Genomic DNA, 19,087 nt, shown 5'->3' with positions numbered 1-19,087 from the left:
TCACTTAAGTAGCTAATCATCCTAGCGGGCTAAATATCATGCTAACTGCGTTAGAATTTATCAATGTAGAACAACTACATAAGAAAAATCCGCCTTGTTACCATTTCATTTATCCAGCGCTATCCCTCATCACATACTTAACAGAATTGGTATTAAGCATAGGTTTGATAGAGCAAAATTGCTTTATCAAGTTGCCCTGTTTGATTAAAACACTCAGCTGCAATACGCCAATGCTTGTTTGCATTGTCTTTGCTTAAAACTTTATTCAATACCTTACAGGCAAGTTCAAAGTCACCTTGCGCTTTGGCTATGTATGCCAGCGTAAGTAATAAGGTTTCGTCCTCAGGTAATTTTTTAAGACGCGTCTGCACAAACTTTTGTAAATCTGAAAGTTTGGTATTAGTGCACTTGCTAAGCACTTGCCAAATTTCGCGGTACTTATCACCCTTAGCTAGTTTTAATAAACATTTGTCGGTTTGCTCAGGAGCAAATGACGCAAGGTTAATTAAGTAATGAAACTCAGCTTTTTCTTTGAGCTTTTTAGGTAAATTACCGTACGCACTGTTTAATGCATTTAAGTCTAACGCTGCAAAATAACGTTCAAATAACTGTTGCCACTGCTCATCACTAAGCGCATGTTTTTTCTCAAAACGACTTAGCTGATCATTAAGCGTTGACCAATCTTGTTGTGCTACTAAGTACTCGGCAAAATTAGCCAGCTCTAAGTTAGTCGCTTTTTTGTTCTTGGTTATTTGCTCCATGCTTTCTTTGGCAAGTTCAGCTTGCTCACTTTCCACCAGCATTTGCGCAATATTTGATGCGTCTTGCTGCGCAACTTTTTCGAGATGTAGTCGCGCATCGGCTTTATTACCACTTTCTAACGCAGCTCGTGCTGAAATGGCTTGTGCAATGCTTTCCCAACCTGCTGGTACATGGGCTTTTGCAAGACTTTGCTGTGCGCCATTAAAATCACGGTTTATAAACTGCCAAACGCCTGTTTTTAAATTGCTTAACTTGCGTTTGTCGGCGCGCGATGCCCATTTAAAACGAGTGATGCCATACAGTGATAAGACATAACGAAGCACTTTATAAATCACAAAACTAAACGCCGTTAGCAAAATAATTGCAATTACAAATGCGGTGATCGTGCCTTCAATGGTGTAGTCGTTAAAAGCAATTAGCACATAACCTTTTTCACCTATAGCCACCGGTGCAAGCGCAAGTACAACTAACGCAATAACAACCGTGATAATCGCCTTGCTCATAGTAGCTCCTTAATTGCAGCTGCAGAGTTAAAGGTAATCTCTGGTGTGAATACAAGCGGCCTAGCATGTAATTCACTTAATTGACTATTAAGGTATTTTACATTCGCAGCTTGCACATCGTAATAATTGTTAACTACACTTTGTGCTTGTTGCAGTGCTGTAGAGAAAATAGCTGGCTGCTGCTTTGTAAGCGCAGTTTGTGCTTGTGCCATATAAAAACGTAACTGATGTCGAATTAATGCTTGCTCTTCTTGGCTTAATAAAGGCTCTATCGGCGCTGTGCGTTTGCGTACTTTAATAAAGTCATCCACCAGCAAGTCCCAACTGCGTTTTAAGTTTGACTGCCAATCATCCACATTATTTGAAAGCGCTTGCGGATCAACTTTATCAGCTTCTTCCGGTAGCACCACCATATTAAGCGGTAGCTCATCAAGATTGGCGATTAACCCAGACAGCTTTAAATACAAACCTTCAACATCAGCCGTTTGTACCGCTTGTAATGCTTGAATATCTTGATGTAGTGCCGCTCTAGCTTGCTGAGTACCCGGGAAGTTTTCAAGCAGTATATCTAAACGTGCCAGCATTGCCGCGGCGCCGAGGTAATCATTTTGCACCAGCGCCTTAAATTCGGCCATGCGGTAAAGGCTTTTCACTTCTTCACGATTTAGCTCTGGTGTTTGTTGGTTAGCAGCATGTAACTGCTGAGCAATTTTTTCATTAAGCGCAAGCTCTGCCTCAGATACCTGAGCCGATAATGCACTTTGCAATTGTTGATTTTGATTTTTTAATGCCAGCGCCTGTGTATTAACTTGGGCAATCTGTTCAGCGAGCGTGATGTTTTCGTTATTTAACTTAACGAGAAAATTTTTCTGTTGTTGAAATAAGGTATAGCCATACCCTAATCCACCAACCGCAGTAAGCGATACCAACAACGCAACAACAGCAATTGCTTTGCCAGAACCTGATTGCTTTGCCACTGGTGTTTTTGAAGCGCTATTGCTCGTAGTTTGCGCCTTACTTGTTGGCTTTTCGCTAATCGTACTCTTTGCCGTTATGTCTTTTTCTTGTTCCATAGCGTGACTCTGTTGATGTTTATGTTGACCTACAATGGCATTGATAATGCTATCATTATCAGCACCTTGGCAATTAATAATATGTTTTACATTGGCTTTTTCTTGCAAGTAGTTAACGCAGCGTTCACTTACCAAGTAAACGGTTAGCTGTGATAACCAGGTTTTATTTGTCGCTATTGCCAAAAAGCTATCGATACTTGCATTGCTCGTTAAGACAACGGCATCTATACCATTCGCTTGCCAATTAGCCGCCATTGCATCATTTAAATTAGCATTCGCCAAACGCTGGTAAACGGCTAGCGGCTGAAAAATCGCTTCGCGCGCTTTTAACTCTTGCGCTAGCTTATTGCGTCCACCTTTGCCTTTTACCAATACAATTTGTTTACTTGCCACATTATTGAGCTCTGGCATGGCAAGCAAACCTTCGCTGGTTTCAACCAGCGGGCTAGCGCACGGTTTGTTAAACAGTTCGGTTACCGTCTCAGCGGTACTTTTACCAACAGCTAAACAGTGGCTGTGTTTTGCTAGTTCAGGTTTTAACGCATGTAAAAAACGTGCGGCATCTTGTGACACAAAAAGCACAATATCGGCGCTTTCAAGCATAGCAAGTTGCTGTTCACTCACTGCAATTGCTTCAAGCGCCAGTAATGGTTGAATGGTGCTTTTAATCGCCATATTTGATAGGCGCTCAGCTAATTGTTGGCTCTTTTCCTCTGGCCGTGTGAGTAAGATATGTGTCACATGCACTCCTTGTTAGTTACCGTAAACTTCTGCAAGAATTTTATCAGCACCTTGCGATAATAAGTTATCAGCTACTTGCTCGCCGATTTGTTCTGCATTTGCCACATTACCTGCCAGTGTATGCTGCAAAATTACCGAGCCATCTAACGCACCTACTAAACCGCGCAGTGTCAGAGTTTCACCTTCAACAGTTGCAAATGCACCAATCGGAACTTGGCAACCACCTTGTAACTTACGGTTCATTGCGCGCTCTGCAAGTACACGATAACGCGTTTCTGTGTGCTCAAGTGGCGCAAGTAACGCTTTAGTTGTTTCGTCATCGCTACGACACTCAATGCCTACCGCACCTTGACCATTTGCAGGTAATGAGTCTTCCGCAGCAATAAAATCAGCAATGCGTTCTGGCATTTCTAAACGAATAAGACCTGCAGCGGCTAGAATAATTGCGTCGTATTCACCGGCATCTAGTTTTGCTAAACGCGTATTTACGTTACCGCGTAAATCTCTAATTTCGAGATCAGGACGCGCTGCTTTTAACTGACACTGACGACGTAGGCTCGATGTACCAACAATTGCTCCTTGAGGCAAATCAGCCAGCGACTTGAAGTTGTTTGATACAAATGCATCTCGCGGATCTTCACGCTCACAAATTGTGTGTAGTTCTAGTCCATCAGGGAATTCAACCGGAACGTCTTTCATTGAATGGACGGCAATATCTGCGCGACCTTCCATCATAGCGACTTCAAGCTCTTTAACAAATAGGCCTTTACCACCGATTTTCGCCAGTGGCGTGTCTAAAATTTTATCGCCTTGAGTCGACATAGGTACAAGCTCAACCGTTAAATTGGCATAGTGCTTTTCCAGTTCAGCTTTTACAAACTCTGCTTGCCAAAGAGCCAATGCGCTTTTACGTGTTGCAATACGAATAATTGGATTATCTTGAGACATAATTTTCCTACACTGACTCGCTACTGGTCAGTTACTTTAAATTGCTTGCTCGCCAACGTTTTTCCGTCGGCAATTAATTCTACACGCCACTCGCCTAATTGCAGTGCCGCTATATTTTTTGATGAATAGGTACGGTATCGCTCTGCAAATATTGAAAGCTCAACATCCGCTTGCAGTTGATCTTGAAAATACCACTTGTGGCGCACCACTTTACCTTTTAAGCCGTTTACTTCAGTAAAGAAGTACAATTTTTTGGTAAAGCTCGCCCTTGCGATTCGTTCACCAATAATATCAACAGGCTCTCGCGCTTTAATATCACGCGATAACAATGCGCGCGTTACACTTTGGGTATTCATTTTTGCGCCAAGTGCAATGTCTGCTAAGTCGGCATTATTGTTTTCGTTTGCTTGCTGTTCAATATCAACGCTCACAGCCTGCTCTAATGACTCATCGCTATTTTCGGCTGTTTTTGACAGACTATTATTCGTCACGCTTTCATTAACAACCGCTTCACTGTTATCAACATCTGTAGGATTGCTAGGCTCTAGCTCGACTCGTTGTTCAATCGCAGGTTGAGTGACAGAAGCTTTCTCAATTGGCAATTCAGCTGTCGAAGACTGGCTTAAACCGACCTTTTCGGTTTCATTATCAGTATTTTTAGCATTATTTACAGCCGATGTTATCGTTTTCACAACGGTTGAGCTGCCTTGTTGCACACTGGCTTTTGTTAATGATTGACTCGTTTCTTTTGGATTTTTCGTATTTGGAAATAAGTACATAGTTGCCAAAACTAATACGACTACCACCAACAACAGCGCAGCAAAAACACGCGCCCAGCGCCATTTGTACTCAACTTCGCTCGGTTTTGCATTTTGCGCGGATTGGTTTTGCTTATTTGCCAATGTCGCCGTAATTTTTATCTTTTGTGCCACTATTCCTTCCTAGTTTAAGCGCGAAACCAACCAAGTACGGATCGCCTTAATTTCCTCTAAACATACTTGGTGTGCCATTGGGTATTCTTGCCAACTAACTTCATAACCCAATTCAAGTAATGTTTGATATGCTGCTTTTCCTGCGCCTGTTGGTACCACGTCGTCAAAACTGCCGTGAGCCATAAATACATTTAAGCTTGCTTGCTGCTTTTCGAGTTTAAGTTTAGCAGGCTCACACATATAGGTTGAAAGCGCCATAACACCCGCCAACTGATACGGTAAGCGCGGTGCTAAATACAATGAAACAACGCCACCTTGCGAAAAACCCGCCAAAATAATATTGCTAGGCGCAATACCATTGTCGATTTCAGCATCAATTAATTGCTGTACTGCCGCAGCAGATTGTTGCACACCTTGCTCGTCGGCGCGTTTATCTAGATCAAGAGATTTAATGTCATACCATGAGCGCATCGCCATGCCACCATTTATGGTGACCGGTTGAATTGGTGCGTGTGGAAAAATAAATTTTACACCCAGTTCTGCAGGTAAATTAATTTCCGGTACGATAGGTGCAAAACCATCACCTGAGTCACCTAAACCATGCAACCAAATTACCGTTGCTTTGTGACTTGATTGCGGCTCAATAATAACTGCGTCTAAACTCATTTATTCAGCTTCCCATACAATGCTTGTACCCGCTTGTTTGCTCGCAGCATCATTCATAAATTGCCAGAACTCAGAGCCACTACGGTTATCAATCCATTTATCACCATGGCGTTCAAAATGGTGACCATTAAACTTAGTTGCTACCCACAACTGCTGTAAAGGCGCTTGTTTATTAAGAATGATCTTACTGTTATCAGGAAAAATAATTTCTAAAATTCCCGAGGCAGATTCATAGTCTAAGTCGACCTCGCAGGCATCAACTTGCTCTTCTAAGTTAATAAACAAATCATCGATTAACTGATGGTATTCTTGGTCTGTCATAGCTAAATTTCCAAATTGATTTTTTGATGCCAATAAAGCATAAGAAAAAACGTCAATATCCTGCGTTTTTGCGCTTTTTTCTGATAATCTCTATTCAATAATACCAACCGTGGCATTCACTTGTCAGTAATAAGTTTTATAAACAGACGATATGGTTAAATGTAAGAAATTAGTTTCAGTATTTATGAGTGTCTCATTGCTCATTTTAGCTGGTTGCGGTCAAAAAGGTCCTTTATATCTTGCCGAGCAAGATCAAGTGGAATCAAATCAACCAAAGCAGCAAACCGACGCTGATAAAGAGCAAAAGGAGCAGCAGTAATGGACTATTTTAACTATAACGATAACGAACTGTTTGCAGAGCAAGTAAAGGTTGAAGATATTGCCAAACAATATGGTACGCCTTGTTATGTATACTCGCGTGCTACATTAGAACGCCACTATAAGGCATTTTGCGACGCGGCAAGTCACCATAATCACCTTGTATGCTATGCCGTAAAAGCTAATTCAAACCTCGCTATTTTAAACGTATTGGCGCGTCTTGGTTCTGGTTTTGATATTGTTTCTAAAGGTGAACTGGCACGAGTAATTGCAGCCGGTGGTGACACTAGTAAAGTAGTATTTTCAGGGGTTGCTAAAACACATGACGAAATTGCCTTTGCTCTAGAGCACAAAATCAAATGCTTTAATGTTGAATCAGAAGCTGAGCTTGAGCGTATCTCGCAAGTTGCAACTGAGTTGAACGTAAATGCGCCTATATCTATTCGTGTAAACCCTGATATAGATGCTAAAACGCACCCGTATATTTCTACCGGTTTGAAAGAAAATAAATTCGGCATAGATATTAAAATTGCGGTTGATGTATATAAGAAAGCGGCGAGCTTACCTAACTTATATATCAAGGGTATTGATTTTCATATTGGGTCACAGCTTACTGAAGTTGAACCTTTTATTGCGGCACTTAAAAAAGTGATCGCGCTAGTAAAAGAACTCGCGACCCATGGCATTAAGCTTAGCCATGTAGATGTTGGTGGAGGCTTGGGCGTACCATATGCACAAGAAGCGCCACCACACCCAAGTCAGTACGTTAGTAAAATCACCGAATGCTTAGCAGAATTACCCGATGTTGAGCTGATTTTTGAACCTGGCCGCGCAATCGCTGCCAATGCTGGCATTTTGGTCACCAATGTCGAGTATCTAAAACAAAATCAAGGTAAACACTTTGCGATTGTTGATGCAGGCATGAATGATTTATTGCGTCCATCGCTTTATCAGGCTTGGCAAAATATTATTGCGGTTAAGCCGCGACAAGGTAAAACCGAAAATTACGATATTGTTGGCCCGGTATGTGAGACTGGTGACTTTTTAGGTAAAGACCGCGATTTGTGCATTGAGGCGGGCGATTTAATTGCCGTGCGCAGTGCCGGTGCGTACGGTTTCACTATGAGCTCAAACTACAATTCACGTCCGCGCGTAGCTGAAATAATGGTAGATAACGACCAAGTTCATGTAATTCGCCAACGCGAAACTATTGACGACCTATACCGAAACGAGTGTACACTGCCTTAAGCACAATCATAGTTTATATATATGCTAGTAAATTTTTCTAAAATGCATGGCTTAGGCAATGACTTTATGGTTATTGATAATGTCACGCAAAATGTTTTTATTTCAAAAGACCAAATTCGTAAGTTAGCAGATCGCAACTTCGGTATTGGCTTTGACCAATTACTAATGGTTGAAGCGCCGTACGATCCTGATTTGGATTTTCATTACCGAATTTTTAATGCCGATGGCTATGAAGTTGAACAATGCGGGAATGGCGCGCGCTGTTTTGCACGCTTTGTTCGTATGAAAGGGTTAACCAACCGCCACCGTATTCAGGTCTCAACAAAATCTGGCAATATTACCCTTCACAATGAGAAAGACGGCAAAGTGCGCGTAAACATGGGCCATCCCAAGTTTGACCCTGCAAAAGTGCCGTTTAAAGCGACCAAGCGCGAAACAACGTATATTATCCGTGAAGGCGAACATACAATATTTTGTGGCGTTGTCTCTATGGGCAACCCGCACTGCGTACTTGAAGTAGACGATATCAACTCAGATCAAATTACCGAGTTAGGCCCGCTACTTGAAAGCCATGAGCGCTTTCCTAAAAAGGCCAATATTGGTTTTATGCAAATAATCTCGCCAGAGCATATCAAACTACGCGTATGGGAACGCGGCGCAGGTGAAACGCTTGCCTGTGGTAGCGGTGCTTGTGCCGCTGTTGTGGTTGGTATTTTACAAAAGAAACTCGCCAATCAAGTTAAGGTTGAATTACCTGGTGGCGAATTAATAATAAATTGGCAAGGCGACGGTCACCCAGTAAAAATGACAGGCCCTGCAGAACATGTGTTTGATGGTCAAATCGCGATATGAATGAATTAGATGAACGCCAAGTTGTCGACTATTTAGAACAAAACCGTGACTTTTTACAAAAGCACCCTGAACTACTTGCGCGTTTATCCATTTACGACGAACCAAACGGCACCACCAGCCTTGTAAAGCGTCAACAAAGTTTATTGCAAAATAAAAATAGAGAATTAACCGATAAACTCTCTCACCTAATTGATAACGCAACCAATAACGAACACATTTTTAAAGTGTTCAATCAATGCCATCGACTGCTACTTAAAACCGATACGCTAGAAGCACTACAAGAAAAGTTAACACAAACCTTGTGCAAAGGATTTAATTTACTTGATTGCCAATTAATACCTGTTAATCCCGATACGCACCAAACGCTACTCGATCAACGTTTTAGCGTACAAACCAGCTTTTTAGGACGCTTGAGCCAAGATGAGCAAATGCTACTATTTAAAAAAACAGTTGGCTCGGTAGCTGTGTATTTGGTTGGCGATAAAAATACGCCAACAGCTATATTAGCCTTCGCCAGCAGCGACGAAACACATTATCACCCAGAACAAAACAGCGTATTTGTTTTAGAATTTATTCAAGCCTTAAATATCAAACTGTCTCAGTTATGAGTGAGCAACAACCGCTAAGCGCAAGCTGGCAGCAGAGTATAGATTTATACATCGCTTTTGCGCGCAATGAGAAACACTATTCTACAGCCACCATCGATGCTTACCTGCGTCATTTAGAAACATCTGCACACTATTTTTCGCAATTTGTTGCTAACTGGCAAGCTATTGAAGTTGAGAATGTGAAAGGCTTGCTCGCCAAGTTAAAAAGCCGCGAATTATCAGCTAGAACCATTAATTTGCACCTATCGTGCTTGCGTAGCTTTTATAAGTTTTTAATTAGAAAGGGGCTTGCCAAAGCGAATCCGGTTGAGCTCGTAAAAGGGCCAAAATACACCAAACCATTACCAAAAAACCTTGATGTTGACCAAGTAAATCAGCTGCTTGAAATTGTGCCTGAAGATAGCTTAGCAATTCGCGATAAAGCCATGATGGAATTAATGTATTCATCAGGGCTGCGTTTATCTGAGCTTGCTAGCCTTAATTTAACGGATAAGGGCGCGATCTTTAATGGCCTTCTAACCGTATTAGGTAAAGGTGGTAAAGAGCGGGTTATTCCCGTTGGGCGAAAAGCCATTAGCGCAGTAAAAGAGTGGCTGAAAGTGCGTGCAGAGTTTGCTAATCCCAACGAACTCGCTTTATTTACTAGTAAACAAAAGCGCCGCTTGTCGATTCGCCAAATTCGTGCGCGCATGAAAAAATGGGGCATTGAACAAGGTCTAAGTGCCAATGTGCATCCGCACAAATTACGCCATAGCTTTGCTTCACATATTTTAGAGTCGAGTGGCGATTTACGAGCAGTGCAGGAGTTACTTGGTCATAGCAATTTATCAACCACCCAAGTGTATACGCACCTAGATTTTCAACACCTTGCAAAGGTATACGACAACACACATCCAAGGGCAAAAAAGAAGTAATATGATGCGATTTAACCGAGCAATTTCTGCCGTAAAGGTAATTAGTTTTGATTTAGACGATACCCTTTACGACAACCGCCCTATTATTAAAAATGCCATTAAAGCACAACAAGATTACCTTGCTGCAATTCCAGAGTGGGCGGAGCAAAACGGCGATTTTTGGCGCACTTGCCGAAACGGTTATGCACTTGAAAACCCTGAAATCGTCAATGACGTAACGCTATGGCGCCAAAAGGCTTTACTATGGGGGTTAGAAACTCTCAAAGTAGAAAATGCAGCATTTCATGCAGCACAAGCCTATAACGCATTTGCTAAAGCGCGCAGTGATATTAAAGTTGCACCTGAAGTAATTGATTTACTCGCAGCGCTTCGTAAAAAATACAAAGTGATTGCTATTACTAATGGTAATGTCGATGTAAGCCAATTTAATTTAAAAGATAGCTTTGATTTAATATTACAAGCAGGTCCTCACGGCAAAGCAAAACCAGAAAGCGATATGTTTGACTTGGCCTGCCAGCAATTAGGTGTAAGTCAAAACGAGATTTTACATGTGGGTGACAGCCTTGATTCAGATGTGCAAGGCGCAAACAATGCTGGCTGTTATAGCGTTTGGCTAGAAAATACCTTTGTTCCCTACCGTTACAATGGGTTAGCCTACTTAGACATATCCGATATATTTGATTTAGATGCATTTATCTAACCATTTTCTGCTGTAAGGTCCAGATTATTTCCTTACAGCAGGTTAAATTACCGTTTATCACTTTCCCTAATTCATTTTCTAAGAATTAAGTACATTACCAACAAACAAAATAGCGCTATTAGGGAAACGAAACTATGTACTCAGAATGGAAATTTCAATTAGCACAACACGAAGTCCGTATTACAAACAATTGGTTCACAGGGTTAAAGTTATACGTTGACGGACAACTTAAAGGTAAAAATAGGCTTCCAATCGCGCTCGGCACCCATGCTTTTATCAAAGCAGAACTCGAAAATTTAGGTACCTTAGAGGTTATTCCATTTGCGCTGTTTACTGTTGAGGTATCTGTAAAATTAACTACAGATGCTGAAAGCTTGCTTGTTTACTCTTCCCACGAACGCGTATCGCTTAGTACGCAGCGTTATATTGATCAATTAAATAGCTAAAGGATTTAGTCAATGGATACGTTATTGTACTTAGTGGGTTTTGGGCTGCTGCTTTTCTTTCTCTTTGGCAGTGAAACCCTAGTTTCAATTTATCGCGAAAAACAGCAAATGCGGCATATTGAAAATATCATTGCTAGTTTACCAGAAGAAGAGCGTGTGAAGTTTTCTACAAAGTACCTAAAGCAGCGTGTTGAACAACTTTATAAGACGGAAAACCCTTATAGTGACTTAGCAAACGAAGAATAACGAAAGTTAACCTGCTCAGACGGTTTAAGACTTAGAAAATAAAAAGGACTAACATTATGTATAAAGAATGGGAATTCGACTTAAACGACCATCACGTACGCGTAACCAATAACTGGTTAACTGGGGTGAAGCTTTATGTGGATGGAAAGCTAAAAGGACGAAATGGATTTCCTGTTATGGGTCCTCTGCTAATTCTATTTTTCCTTATCAGCGGTGACAAAATTATCTCTCACTTTCAAGAAAAACAAAAAATAGCGCATATTGAGAATATAATTGCAACGTTACCTGAAAGCGAAAGAGCAACGTTTGTTAAAACGTACTTAGAAACAAAAAGTTCAGAGCTCCAACAACCTACTCAGAATGTAAAGGTTAGCGATAAAACTCAATAGATAACTGACCCCTGTTTATAAAAACAGTATTCTATTTGGTATTAAATCAACTCCTGTTATACTTTTGCCAATTTTGGTAAAGAGTTAACTTCGATGGACGTTTCTGAATTATTAGATGGTTTAAATGACAATCAACGCGAAGCCGTAGCCGCCCCGCTGCAAAATATGCTGGTGCTGGCAGGCGCAGGTTCAGGTAAAACCCGCGTACTTGTCCATCGAATTGCCTGGTTAATGCAAGTTGAACACGCATCGCCTTACAGTATCTTTGCGGTAACCTTTACCAACAAGGCAGCGAAAGAAATGCGCAGCCGTGTTGAAGCAACGCTTAAAGCATCTGTTGGCGGTATGTGGATTGGCACTTTCCACGGTTTATCGCATCGTATTCTGCGTGCCCATCATAAAGAAGCAAACCTGCCAGAATCATTTCAAATTCTCGATACTGACGATCAGGTTAGGATGATCCGTCGCTTAATGAAAGCAATGAACATTGACGAGAAGAAGTGGCCTGCCAAACAAGCGGCTTGGTATATTGGCGCTAAAAAAGACGAAGGTTTACGCCCTAAACATATTCAAGCGTTTGATCCTAACGAACAAATGATGCTGCGTATTTACACCGCTTACCAAGAAGCATGTGACCGTGCAGGTTTAGTGGATTTTGCCGAAATTTTACTGCGTTGTTTCGAATTATTACGCGACCAACCAACTTTGCTACGTCATTACCAACAGCGCTTTCCGCATATGCTGGTAGACGAATTCCAAGATACCAACACCATTCAATATCAGTGGTTAAAATTGATTGCTGGCAAAAGCAATAAAATCATGATTGTGGGTGATGATGACCAGAGTATTTATGGTTGGCGTGGTGCGCGTATCGAGAATATTAAACAGTTTATTAGTGACTTTGATGCACAAACTATTCGCTTAGAACAAAACTATCGCTCAACAGGTAATATTCTAAAAGCGGCAAACCATTTGATTGCCAATAACTCTGAGCGTATGGGTAAAGAGCTTTGGACTGACGGCAATCAAGGTGAACAAATTGGCGTTTACGCTGCTTATAACGAGCTAGACGAAGCCCGCTTTATTGTTAGTAAAATTAAGGCCTGGTTTGAACAAGGTAATGCACTGCAAGACTGCGCCATTTTATACCGCAACAACGCCCAGTCGCGTGTACTGGAGTCTGAATTAAATATTCAGTCACCGCGAATTCCTTACCGAATTTACGGCGGTATGCGTTTCTTCGAACGTCAAGAAATCAAAGACGCCTTATGTTACTTACGCATTGTAAATAACCGCAATGATGACGCTGCATTTGAGCGTATTATTAACACCCCAACGCGTGGCATTGGCGATCGCACATTAAGCCTGATTCGTGATTGTGCGCGTAGCGAATCATTACCACTTTGGTACGCAGCAAAAACCCTGCTTGCAGAAAAGCATTTAGCCGGGCGCGCTGCCAATGCGGTTAATTCGTTTATTGAGCTAATCGATCAGATTGAAGATAACATTCTTGATAAATCATTAGATAAACAAACCAAATACGCCATTCAAACATCAGGTCTAATGGCGATGTATATGGCAGAGAAAGGTGAAAAAGGCCAAGCGCGGGTAGAAAACTTAGAAGAATTAATTAACGCTACTAGCCAGTACGAACTGCCGGATGAAGAAGAGTTTAGCTCGCCACTTGATGGCTTTTTAGCGTATACCGCGCTTGAATCAGGTGAAGGACAAGCAGATGAACACGAAGATGCGGTACAAATGATGACACTGCACTCGGCCAAAGGCCTAGAGTTCCCATTGGTATTTATGGCAGGCGTTGAAGAAGGCATGTTCCCATCTCAACAAAGCCAAGAAGAAACCGGCCGTTTAGAAGAAGAACGTCGACTGTGTTATGTAGGTATGACACGCGCCATGCAAAAGCTTTATATTTGCCACGCTGAAAGCCGCCGTTTATACGGGCAAGAAAAGTTTCATAGCCCCTCGCGCTTTATTCGCGAATTACCGGAAGATTGTTTGGATGAAATTCGCATTAAAACACAAATCACCAAGCCTAAAACCACTGGCCGTTTTAGCAATACCATCAGTTTAGAAACCTTTAACGATACAGGCTTTAAACTCGGCCAGCGTGTAATGCACGGCAAGTTTGGTGAAGGTACAGTGTTAAACTATGAAGGCACGGGCCCGCAGGCGCGTATTCAAGTTAACTTTGATGATCATGGTACTAAGTGGCTAGTGACCATGTATGCGAAATTACAAGCGATGTAAATTATGCTCACTAACACCTGGTTTAACCAATTACACCAATCGCTACTAACGAGTAAGCATCGTCAGTTATTGGTTTTGTCTGGGTGTGATCATTGGTGTTGGCAACAAGTTGATACCTTAAAAACGGTATACCCCGATTTATTAACCCTGAGTAATTCCCTCTTGGTAAATTTTTGGCCTGAGCATAATCACCAGTTATTAGGGCAAGAATACAGCACAGTGGTGTTTGACGTAAATTCAGGGCTAATGCCAGACAAGCTCGCAACCGTGGCGGGTACAGTAAAAGCAGGCGGCCTACTAGTGCTGCTAATGCCGAACTTTGAAAGTTACGCTAAGCAAGCGGATCCCGCGTTTGCTCGTTTTCAAAGTGCCAATAAACCACCTAGCCCTATTTCACTTTTCCAAACTCGGTTCATTTCACTACTTAAGAACAATGAGCAAGCTTTGATTGTTGCAGAGCACCATGCACTGCCTACAATCCCAATTTTCACTGCAACCGAGAATACTCAGTATCAAGAACAGCAAAATCTAGTTGCCGATTTGAGCAAATTTATAACTAAGCGCCGCGCCGCATTTTTATTAACCGCCGATAGAGGCAGAGGGAAATCGGCAACGCTTGGAATGCTGGCAGCCAATTGTTCATCACAAGGCAAGCGTATTGCTATTTGTGCTCATCATAAGCAAACCGTTGCGACAGTATTTAAACACTACGATCAACTCATAGATAATGACGTAAAGCTCGATTTTATTGCACCTGATGCATTGCTAAACCAAGCAACAAACTACGATTTGGTATTAATTGATGAAGCGGCAACCTTGCCTGTAAGCTTATTAAAAAAAGCGCTCGATTTACCGATAAAACTGGGCTTTGCAACAACGCTTCATGGCTATGAAGGCACTGGCCGAGGGTTTAATTTACGCTTTATTCCTTATTTGAAAGTAACCCGCAGCAATTGTTTTGTCGCTGAGCTGTCGGACCCTATACGTTACGCTGATAACGACCCTCTCGAAAATACCATTAATCAGTTGCTTGTACTTGATGCTGACTTCAAACAACTGACGATCAACCATAAAAATGACGTTACTTTTCACGCGATAACACAGCAACAACTCGCAAACGATAACGAATTACTTAAACAAATATTCGCTATTTTAGTGATGGCGCATTATCAAACTAGCGTAAATGACTTACGACATATGCTCGATGGCAATAACTTAAAGGTGTTTGTTGCTGAACAAAATGGCATTTTCTTAGCGGCAGCATTGGTTGCACTAGAAGGTGAACTAACCGATCCGTTAGCATCACAAATTATTGCTGGGGAACGCCGTCCTCAAGGCAATATGTTGGCGCAATCTACTGCGTGTTTACTCGGCGAACAACACTTGCTTGCAGCTCGTTATGCCCGCATTGTGCGTATTGCTGTTAATCCTTATTGCCAAGGCGACAATATTGGCACACAACTGTTAAATACCATTGAGAAAACACTATCGCCTGATGTTGACTTTATAGGGGCAAGTTTTGGCGCAGAAGCCAAACTTTGCAACTTTTGGTTTAAGCAGAACTATCACATTATTAAACTCGGTGCCAAGCAAGATAAAGCAAGTGGTGAGCATTCTTGCTTAGTCATTAAAGCTTCAAATATTTATTTAGACCAACAGACATTGCTCAAATCCCATTTCAAGCAGCAATTTTTGTTTGAGTTAGCGCGTTCGTTTTCGCATCTACCAAGCGAGTTAGTATTAGGCATTAGCGCAAACTTGATTTCATCAAACCAGCAATACACTAGCAGCAATAACTTAGTAAAAAGGTTTAGTGAAGGACAAATCAGCGTTGACCAAGCACGCTTTGCCTTAGCTCAACAAGTTTATGTAAACCCTTGTTTACTAGATAAACTAGAAAGTATTTCTAGAAAGTTAATAATTAAGCTAGTATTACAGAATATGCCTGAGACTAAGGTCACCGAAGCTCTTGCATTAACGGGGAAAAAACAACTTAATTCAGCGCTAAAGCAAGCCGCTTATGAATGGTGTAATCACTATCCTATTCTCTAAACTAATCATTGTAATTTGCTGTATTCCGCTAGTTGTCTTTGCAACGCAGCAACCACCCATTAAACTTGGTATGTCGGCAGCGTTAAGCGGTCCATCGGCAGAGTTAGGCGTGCAATTGAAACAAGGAGCTGACGCTTACTTTAAGCAAGTAAATGCTAATGGTGGAGTAAATGGTCGAAAAATAGAATTACTCGCACTTGATGACCAGTATGAACCCCACCTCACGGTAAATAACACTCGACACCTAATAAATAACGCTAAAGTTGATGTTCTCTTCTCATATGTTGGCACCCCGACATCTAGCGCGATTCAACCCATTATCGATTCTCACCAAATTCCGTTTATTACCCCGTTCACTGGCGCAGACTTATTACGCCACAAAGATCATATTTTTAATTTACGCGCTAGCTATAACGACGAAGCGAAGGTGCAAATTGATTACTTAGTAAAACAAAAAGGGCTGACAAAAATTGCATTTTTGATTCAAGCTGATGAGTTTGGCCTCTCACTGCAAAATGCACTTACCAAAGCAATGTTGCCATATTCCTTAAAGCCAAAAGCCATTGCCAGATTCAAGCGAAATAGCCAAGATATTGAGCGAGCATTAGAAAAATTAAAAAAAAGCGACGCACAAGCGATTTGCTTAGTTGGTACTTACAAACCCTTAGCCCACTTTATAAATTTAGCCAACCAGCAAGACTTTAAGCCTTATTTTACCAGTGTTTCATTTGTCTCGAGTAACGAGCTTTTTGCACGCATTAAACAACCAAGCAAAGTACTTGTAACGGAAGTGATGCCAAAAGTAGATGGTTGTAAGCAAAATTGGTGTAAGCGATTTCTTCAATCGATGAAGCTGGCAAATATAACAAAACCGACACGTGTGCACCTAGAGGGATATGCAAACGCATTTGTATTTTACAACGCGGCAAAAGCCTGCATGCCGCTATCAAACGAATGCTTATTACAAAAGCTGCAAGTCATAAAAATGCAGTTAGATAAAAGCAAAAAAAACTATGTTGAGTTATCCGAACGGGTAAAAGACAACACAGTTTTTTTAAACCACTTCACATTTACTAAATAACAGGTATCGCCTGCTTAAGCATGGCTTCAATTTGATTCACAATCGCTTTATTGGTCGCATCGTCAAACGTTTTAATACGCGGCGTATGTATATGACCAGTTGGTACTTTCGTACCTAATTGATTTTGCAAACGAATACTGCGATACGAGATCTCATTCGAAAGGTAACCACCACCGCCACCTGAAACCGCCGTTAATCCATTTAACTCAGAAAGCGATTTAGGCTGTAACTCACCTTTTTCTAACGTCACTACTTTTAAGTTATCGTTTACTTGATATTGCCCTTTTGCCTTTTGCATCGCAGCAACAGGCAAGCTAAATTCAACAAACTCATCTCCCGAAAGAATTTCGCCTGCTAACTTTGAAATAATTGGCGCTTCTTTTGTGCCACCCGATAGTACATTTAAATTATCTGGCGCAGTTACACTACGACGCTTGCCAGGGAAACGCTCAAGATCAAAATGCTCTCTGCCCATTGAAACAGTAGAAACTAAATCGACTTGTCCACCTAAGTAAATAGGTGCTAACAGTGACTCTATTTCACCTTGATCAAAATCTTCATAACGCACCGGTACAATAACCGCATTAATTTCGGCTTGCTTACCATTAAGCTCAATAACGTTTCCGTCTAACGCTAGTGCCGCAAGTCCTGAAGGGTTACTCTGCGCAATATTTCTATCCAATAAGAACGGATCAAAACCGGTAATAAAAATTTGCGTATCTGCGCTTTGGCGGTAATCAATATCAGAGTACCCACGAGATACTGTTTCAAACACCTCTAACAGGCTAGCTAGCTCGGCTTTTGAAAAATTAAGCGGCGTGTTCTTTAGTTGAGATTTAACCGCGAGACGCTGCCAGTAAAGCGGCCTATCGTCATATTGCTGGTTAGATTGCACCTGTGCTTTAACTTCAGACCATAACTTTGTACCGACTTTCAAGAGTAACTGTTTAGCTTCTGCGTAATTACTTACGGCTTGCCATTGTTTCGCAAATTGTAACATTGCTTTGTAGTTAACCAAGCTTGCATCGACGGTGTTAAGTTTGGTTAATCGTAACTCTTCGACACTTTGCGAGATTACATTTTGGTTTGCGTATGTATTTGCACTTAAAAACAGTGCTAAGCTGGTAATCAGTAGCTGGCGTTTATTTTTCATTGCTAAACTATCTTTTAATATAATATTCGGTGAGTTAGCTACTTATCATACGTGCATTTTTGATAAGCTCAACTATGCTCTATTTAATAAATGAGAATGTTAGGAAAGAATCTTATATGGACTTTATTAATTTTAAAGTTGGCTCTAAGACGATCGCTTTAAAAATACTCGATATTTTATTAACAGAACGATATGAAAATAACCTAACCGAATTACCCAACGATAATAAAAGCTTTATTGGCGTAAAGGATTATTTAGGCACTCCAACACCCATCTTTGATCTTGGTATTGTTCTTAACAAAGAGTCGACCCAAGTTGCTAATCAAGCGCTTTCAGATTTACTTATTGCCAGAGAAAAAGATCATCTAGACTGGCTTGATGCGTTAGAAAATAGCCTCACCAATGGCGCACCATTTGAAAAAGCCAAAGATCCAGACAAATGCGCATTTGGCACTTGGTATAATAACTTTAAAACTGACAACGAAGAGTTACGTGTAATACTCGACAAGTTCGATAAGCCGCATCGAGAACTACATGCTATGGCAGAAGAATTATTAAGTGTAAACGCTAACGACACATCAGGAAGAGCTCTAACACTCTTCCATGAAAAGAAACGCAAGATATTTACAGTGCTCGTCAGGTTATTCCAAACAGCAAGAGAGCAGATCACTCTCGATTACAAACCCATTATCATCTTTACCACCAAAGATGGTAAAACCCCTCATATAGGCTTGTTGGTTGATAAGGTAGAAGACTCTTTAACGGTTAATAAAGACGATATTAAACCACTAGAACAATTAACGTCGATTGGTTTTGATATCGACCCACAAACCCGCCATATGATGAAAGGGCTGATTAATATGAATAAT

Annotated in this window: 20 protein-coding genes; 13 read left to right on the top strand and 7 right to left on the bottom strand. The window is 41.2% G+C overall.

Going from position 1 to position 19,087, the window contains the following annotated elements; translation table 11 throughout:
- Positions 1 to 152: 152 nt before the first annotated feature.
- Genes AN214_RS20465 through cyaY form a run of 6 tightly spaced genes read right to left on the bottom strand, consistent with a single transcriptional unit; the run spans position 153 to position 5,946 of the window.
- Positions 153 to 1,265, bottom strand: a complete 1,113-nt coding sequence (locus AN214_RS20465; protein WP_054981418.1) for a heme biosynthesis HemY N-terminal domain-containing protein — start codon at positions 1,263 to 1,265, stop codon at positions 153 to 155.
- Positions 1,262 to 3,079 (bottom strand): uroporphyrinogen-III C-methyltransferase, encoded by a 1,818-nt coding sequence (locus AN214_RS20460; RefSeq protein ID WP_152960822.1) that lies wholly within the window; start codon positions 3,077 to 3,079, stop codon positions 1,262 to 1,264. Before AN214_RS20460 ends, AN214_RS20465 begins: the two co-directional genes overlap by 4 nt.
- Before the next feature lie 12 nt (positions 3,080 to 3,091).
- Entirely contained in the window at positions 3,092 to 4,027 is a 936-nt protein-coding gene (hemC, locus tag AN214_RS20455; protein WP_054981416.1) for a hydroxymethylbilane synthase, read from the bottom strand.
- Positions 4,028 to 4,047: 20 nt separating this feature from the next.
- On the bottom strand, positions 4,048 to 4,959 hold the full coding sequence (locus AN214_RS20450; protein WP_054981415.1) for a DUF2914 domain-containing protein: 912 nt from the start codon (positions 4,957 to 4,959) through the stop codon (positions 4,048 to 4,050).
- Positions 4,960 to 4,968: 9 nt separating this feature from the next.
- Positions 4,969 to 5,625: an alpha/beta hydrolase gene (locus AN214_RS20445; protein WP_054981414.1), complete on the bottom strand. Its 657-nt coding sequence runs from the start codon at positions 5,623 to 5,625 to the stop codon at positions 4,969 to 4,971.
- Complete coding sequence (gene cyaY / locus AN214_RS20440) at positions 5,626 to 5,946, bottom strand: iron donor protein CyaY (protein WP_010562325.1); 321 nt, start codon at positions 5,944 to 5,946, stop codon at positions 5,626 to 5,628. It lies immediately after the preceding gene.
- 151 nt (positions 5,947 to 6,097) lie between these two features.
- On the opposite strand from cyaY, the gene lptM reads away from it, so the two are divergent.
- From lptM to AN214_RS20385, 12 genes are all read left to right on the top strand, one after another.
- Positions 6,098 to 6,265: an LPS translocon maturation chaperone LptM gene (gene lptM / locus AN214_RS22325; RefSeq protein WP_082428650.1), complete on the top strand. Its 168-nt coding sequence runs from the start codon at positions 6,098 to 6,100 to the stop codon at positions 6,263 to 6,265.
- A complete protein-coding gene (gene lysA, locus AN214_RS20435; RefSeq protein ID WP_054981413.1) occupies positions 6,265 to 7,512 on the top strand; it encodes a diaminopimelate decarboxylase in 1,248 nt (415 codons plus the stop codon). The genes lptM and lysA overlap by 1 nt, the downstream gene beginning before the upstream one ends.
- Before the next feature lie 21 nt (positions 7,513 to 7,533).
- Complete coding sequence (gene dapF / locus AN214_RS20430; protein WP_054981412.1) at positions 7,534 to 8,364, top strand: diaminopimelate epimerase; 831 nt, start codon at positions 7,534 to 7,536, stop codon at positions 8,362 to 8,364.
- A complete protein-coding gene (locus tag AN214_RS20425) occupies positions 8,361 to 8,972 on the top strand; it encodes a DUF484 family protein (protein WP_054981411.1) in 612 nt (203 codons plus the stop codon). Before dapF ends, AN214_RS20425 begins: the two co-directional genes overlap by 4 nt.
- The gene (gene xerC, locus AN214_RS20420) at positions 8,969 to 9,886 is read left to right on the top strand and encodes a tyrosine recombinase XerC (protein WP_054981410.1); all 918 of its coding nucleotides are present in this window, start codon (positions 8,969 to 8,971) and stop codon (positions 9,884 to 9,886) included. Before AN214_RS20425 ends, xerC begins: the two co-directional genes overlap by 4 nt.
- 1 nt (position 9,887) lies before the next feature.
- The gene (locus AN214_RS20415) at positions 9,888 to 10,586 is read left to right on the top strand and encodes an HAD-IA family hydrolase (RefSeq protein ID WP_054981409.1); all 699 of its coding nucleotides are present in this window, start codon (positions 9,888 to 9,890) and stop codon (positions 10,584 to 10,586) included.
- Positions 10,587 to 10,720: 134 nt separating this feature from the next.
- On the top strand, positions 10,721 to 11,032 hold the full coding sequence (locus tag AN214_RS20410) for a hypothetical protein (RefSeq protein ID WP_054981408.1): 312 nt from the start codon (positions 10,721 to 10,723) through the stop codon (positions 11,030 to 11,032).
- Positions 11,033 to 11,044: 12 nt separating this feature from the next.
- The gene (locus AN214_RS20405) at positions 11,045 to 11,278 is read left to right on the top strand and encodes a hypothetical protein (RefSeq protein ID WP_054981407.1); all 234 of its coding nucleotides are present in this window, start codon (positions 11,045 to 11,047) and stop codon (positions 11,276 to 11,278) included.
- A gap of 56 nt (positions 11,279 to 11,334) precedes the next feature.
- On the top strand, positions 11,335 to 11,667 hold the full coding sequence (locus AN214_RS20400) for a hypothetical protein (RefSeq protein ID WP_054981406.1): 333 nt from the start codon (positions 11,335 to 11,337) through the stop codon (positions 11,665 to 11,667).
- Between the two features lie 93 nt (positions 11,668 to 11,760).
- Positions 11,761 to 13,932, top strand: a complete 2,172-nt coding sequence (gene uvrD, locus AN214_RS20395; RefSeq protein WP_054981405.1) for a DNA helicase II — start codon at positions 11,761 to 11,763, stop codon at positions 13,930 to 13,932.
- A 3-nt stretch (positions 13,933 to 13,935) separates the two neighbouring features.
- Positions 13,936 to 15,984 (top strand): GNAT family N-acetyltransferase, encoded by a 2,049-nt coding sequence (locus tag AN214_RS20390; protein ID WP_054981404.1) that lies wholly within the window; start codon positions 13,936 to 13,938, stop codon positions 15,982 to 15,984.
- On the top strand, positions 15,953 to 17,065 hold the full coding sequence (locus AN214_RS20385; RefSeq protein ID WP_054981403.1) for an ABC transporter substrate-binding protein: 1,113 nt from the start codon (positions 15,953 to 15,955) through the stop codon (positions 17,063 to 17,065). The genes AN214_RS20390 and AN214_RS20385 overlap by 32 nt, the downstream gene beginning before the upstream one ends.
- Here AN214_RS20385 and AN214_RS20380 read toward each other — a convergent pair.
- On the bottom strand, positions 17,058 to 18,218 hold the full coding sequence (locus AN214_RS20380; RefSeq protein WP_054981402.1) for a hypothetical protein: 1,161 nt from the start codon (positions 18,216 to 18,218) through the stop codon (positions 17,058 to 17,060). The two genes, AN214_RS20385 and AN214_RS20380, sit on opposite strands and share 8 nt — an antisense overlap.
- Positions 18,219 to 18,334: 116 nt before the next feature.
- Between AN214_RS20380 and AN214_RS20375 the strand changes: the two genes are divergently transcribed.
- Positions 18,335 to 19,087: CZB domain-containing protein (locus AN214_RS20375; RefSeq protein WP_054981401.1), on the top strand; the 753-nt coding region annotated here is incomplete at its 3' end.

This window comes from Pseudoalteromonas sp. P1-9 (genome assembly GCF_001399975.1).
GTDB lineage: Bacteria > Pseudomonadota > Gammaproteobacteria > Enterobacterales > Alteromonadaceae > Pseudoalteromonas.
This window is presented reverse-complemented; position numbering and strand designations above follow the sequence as displayed.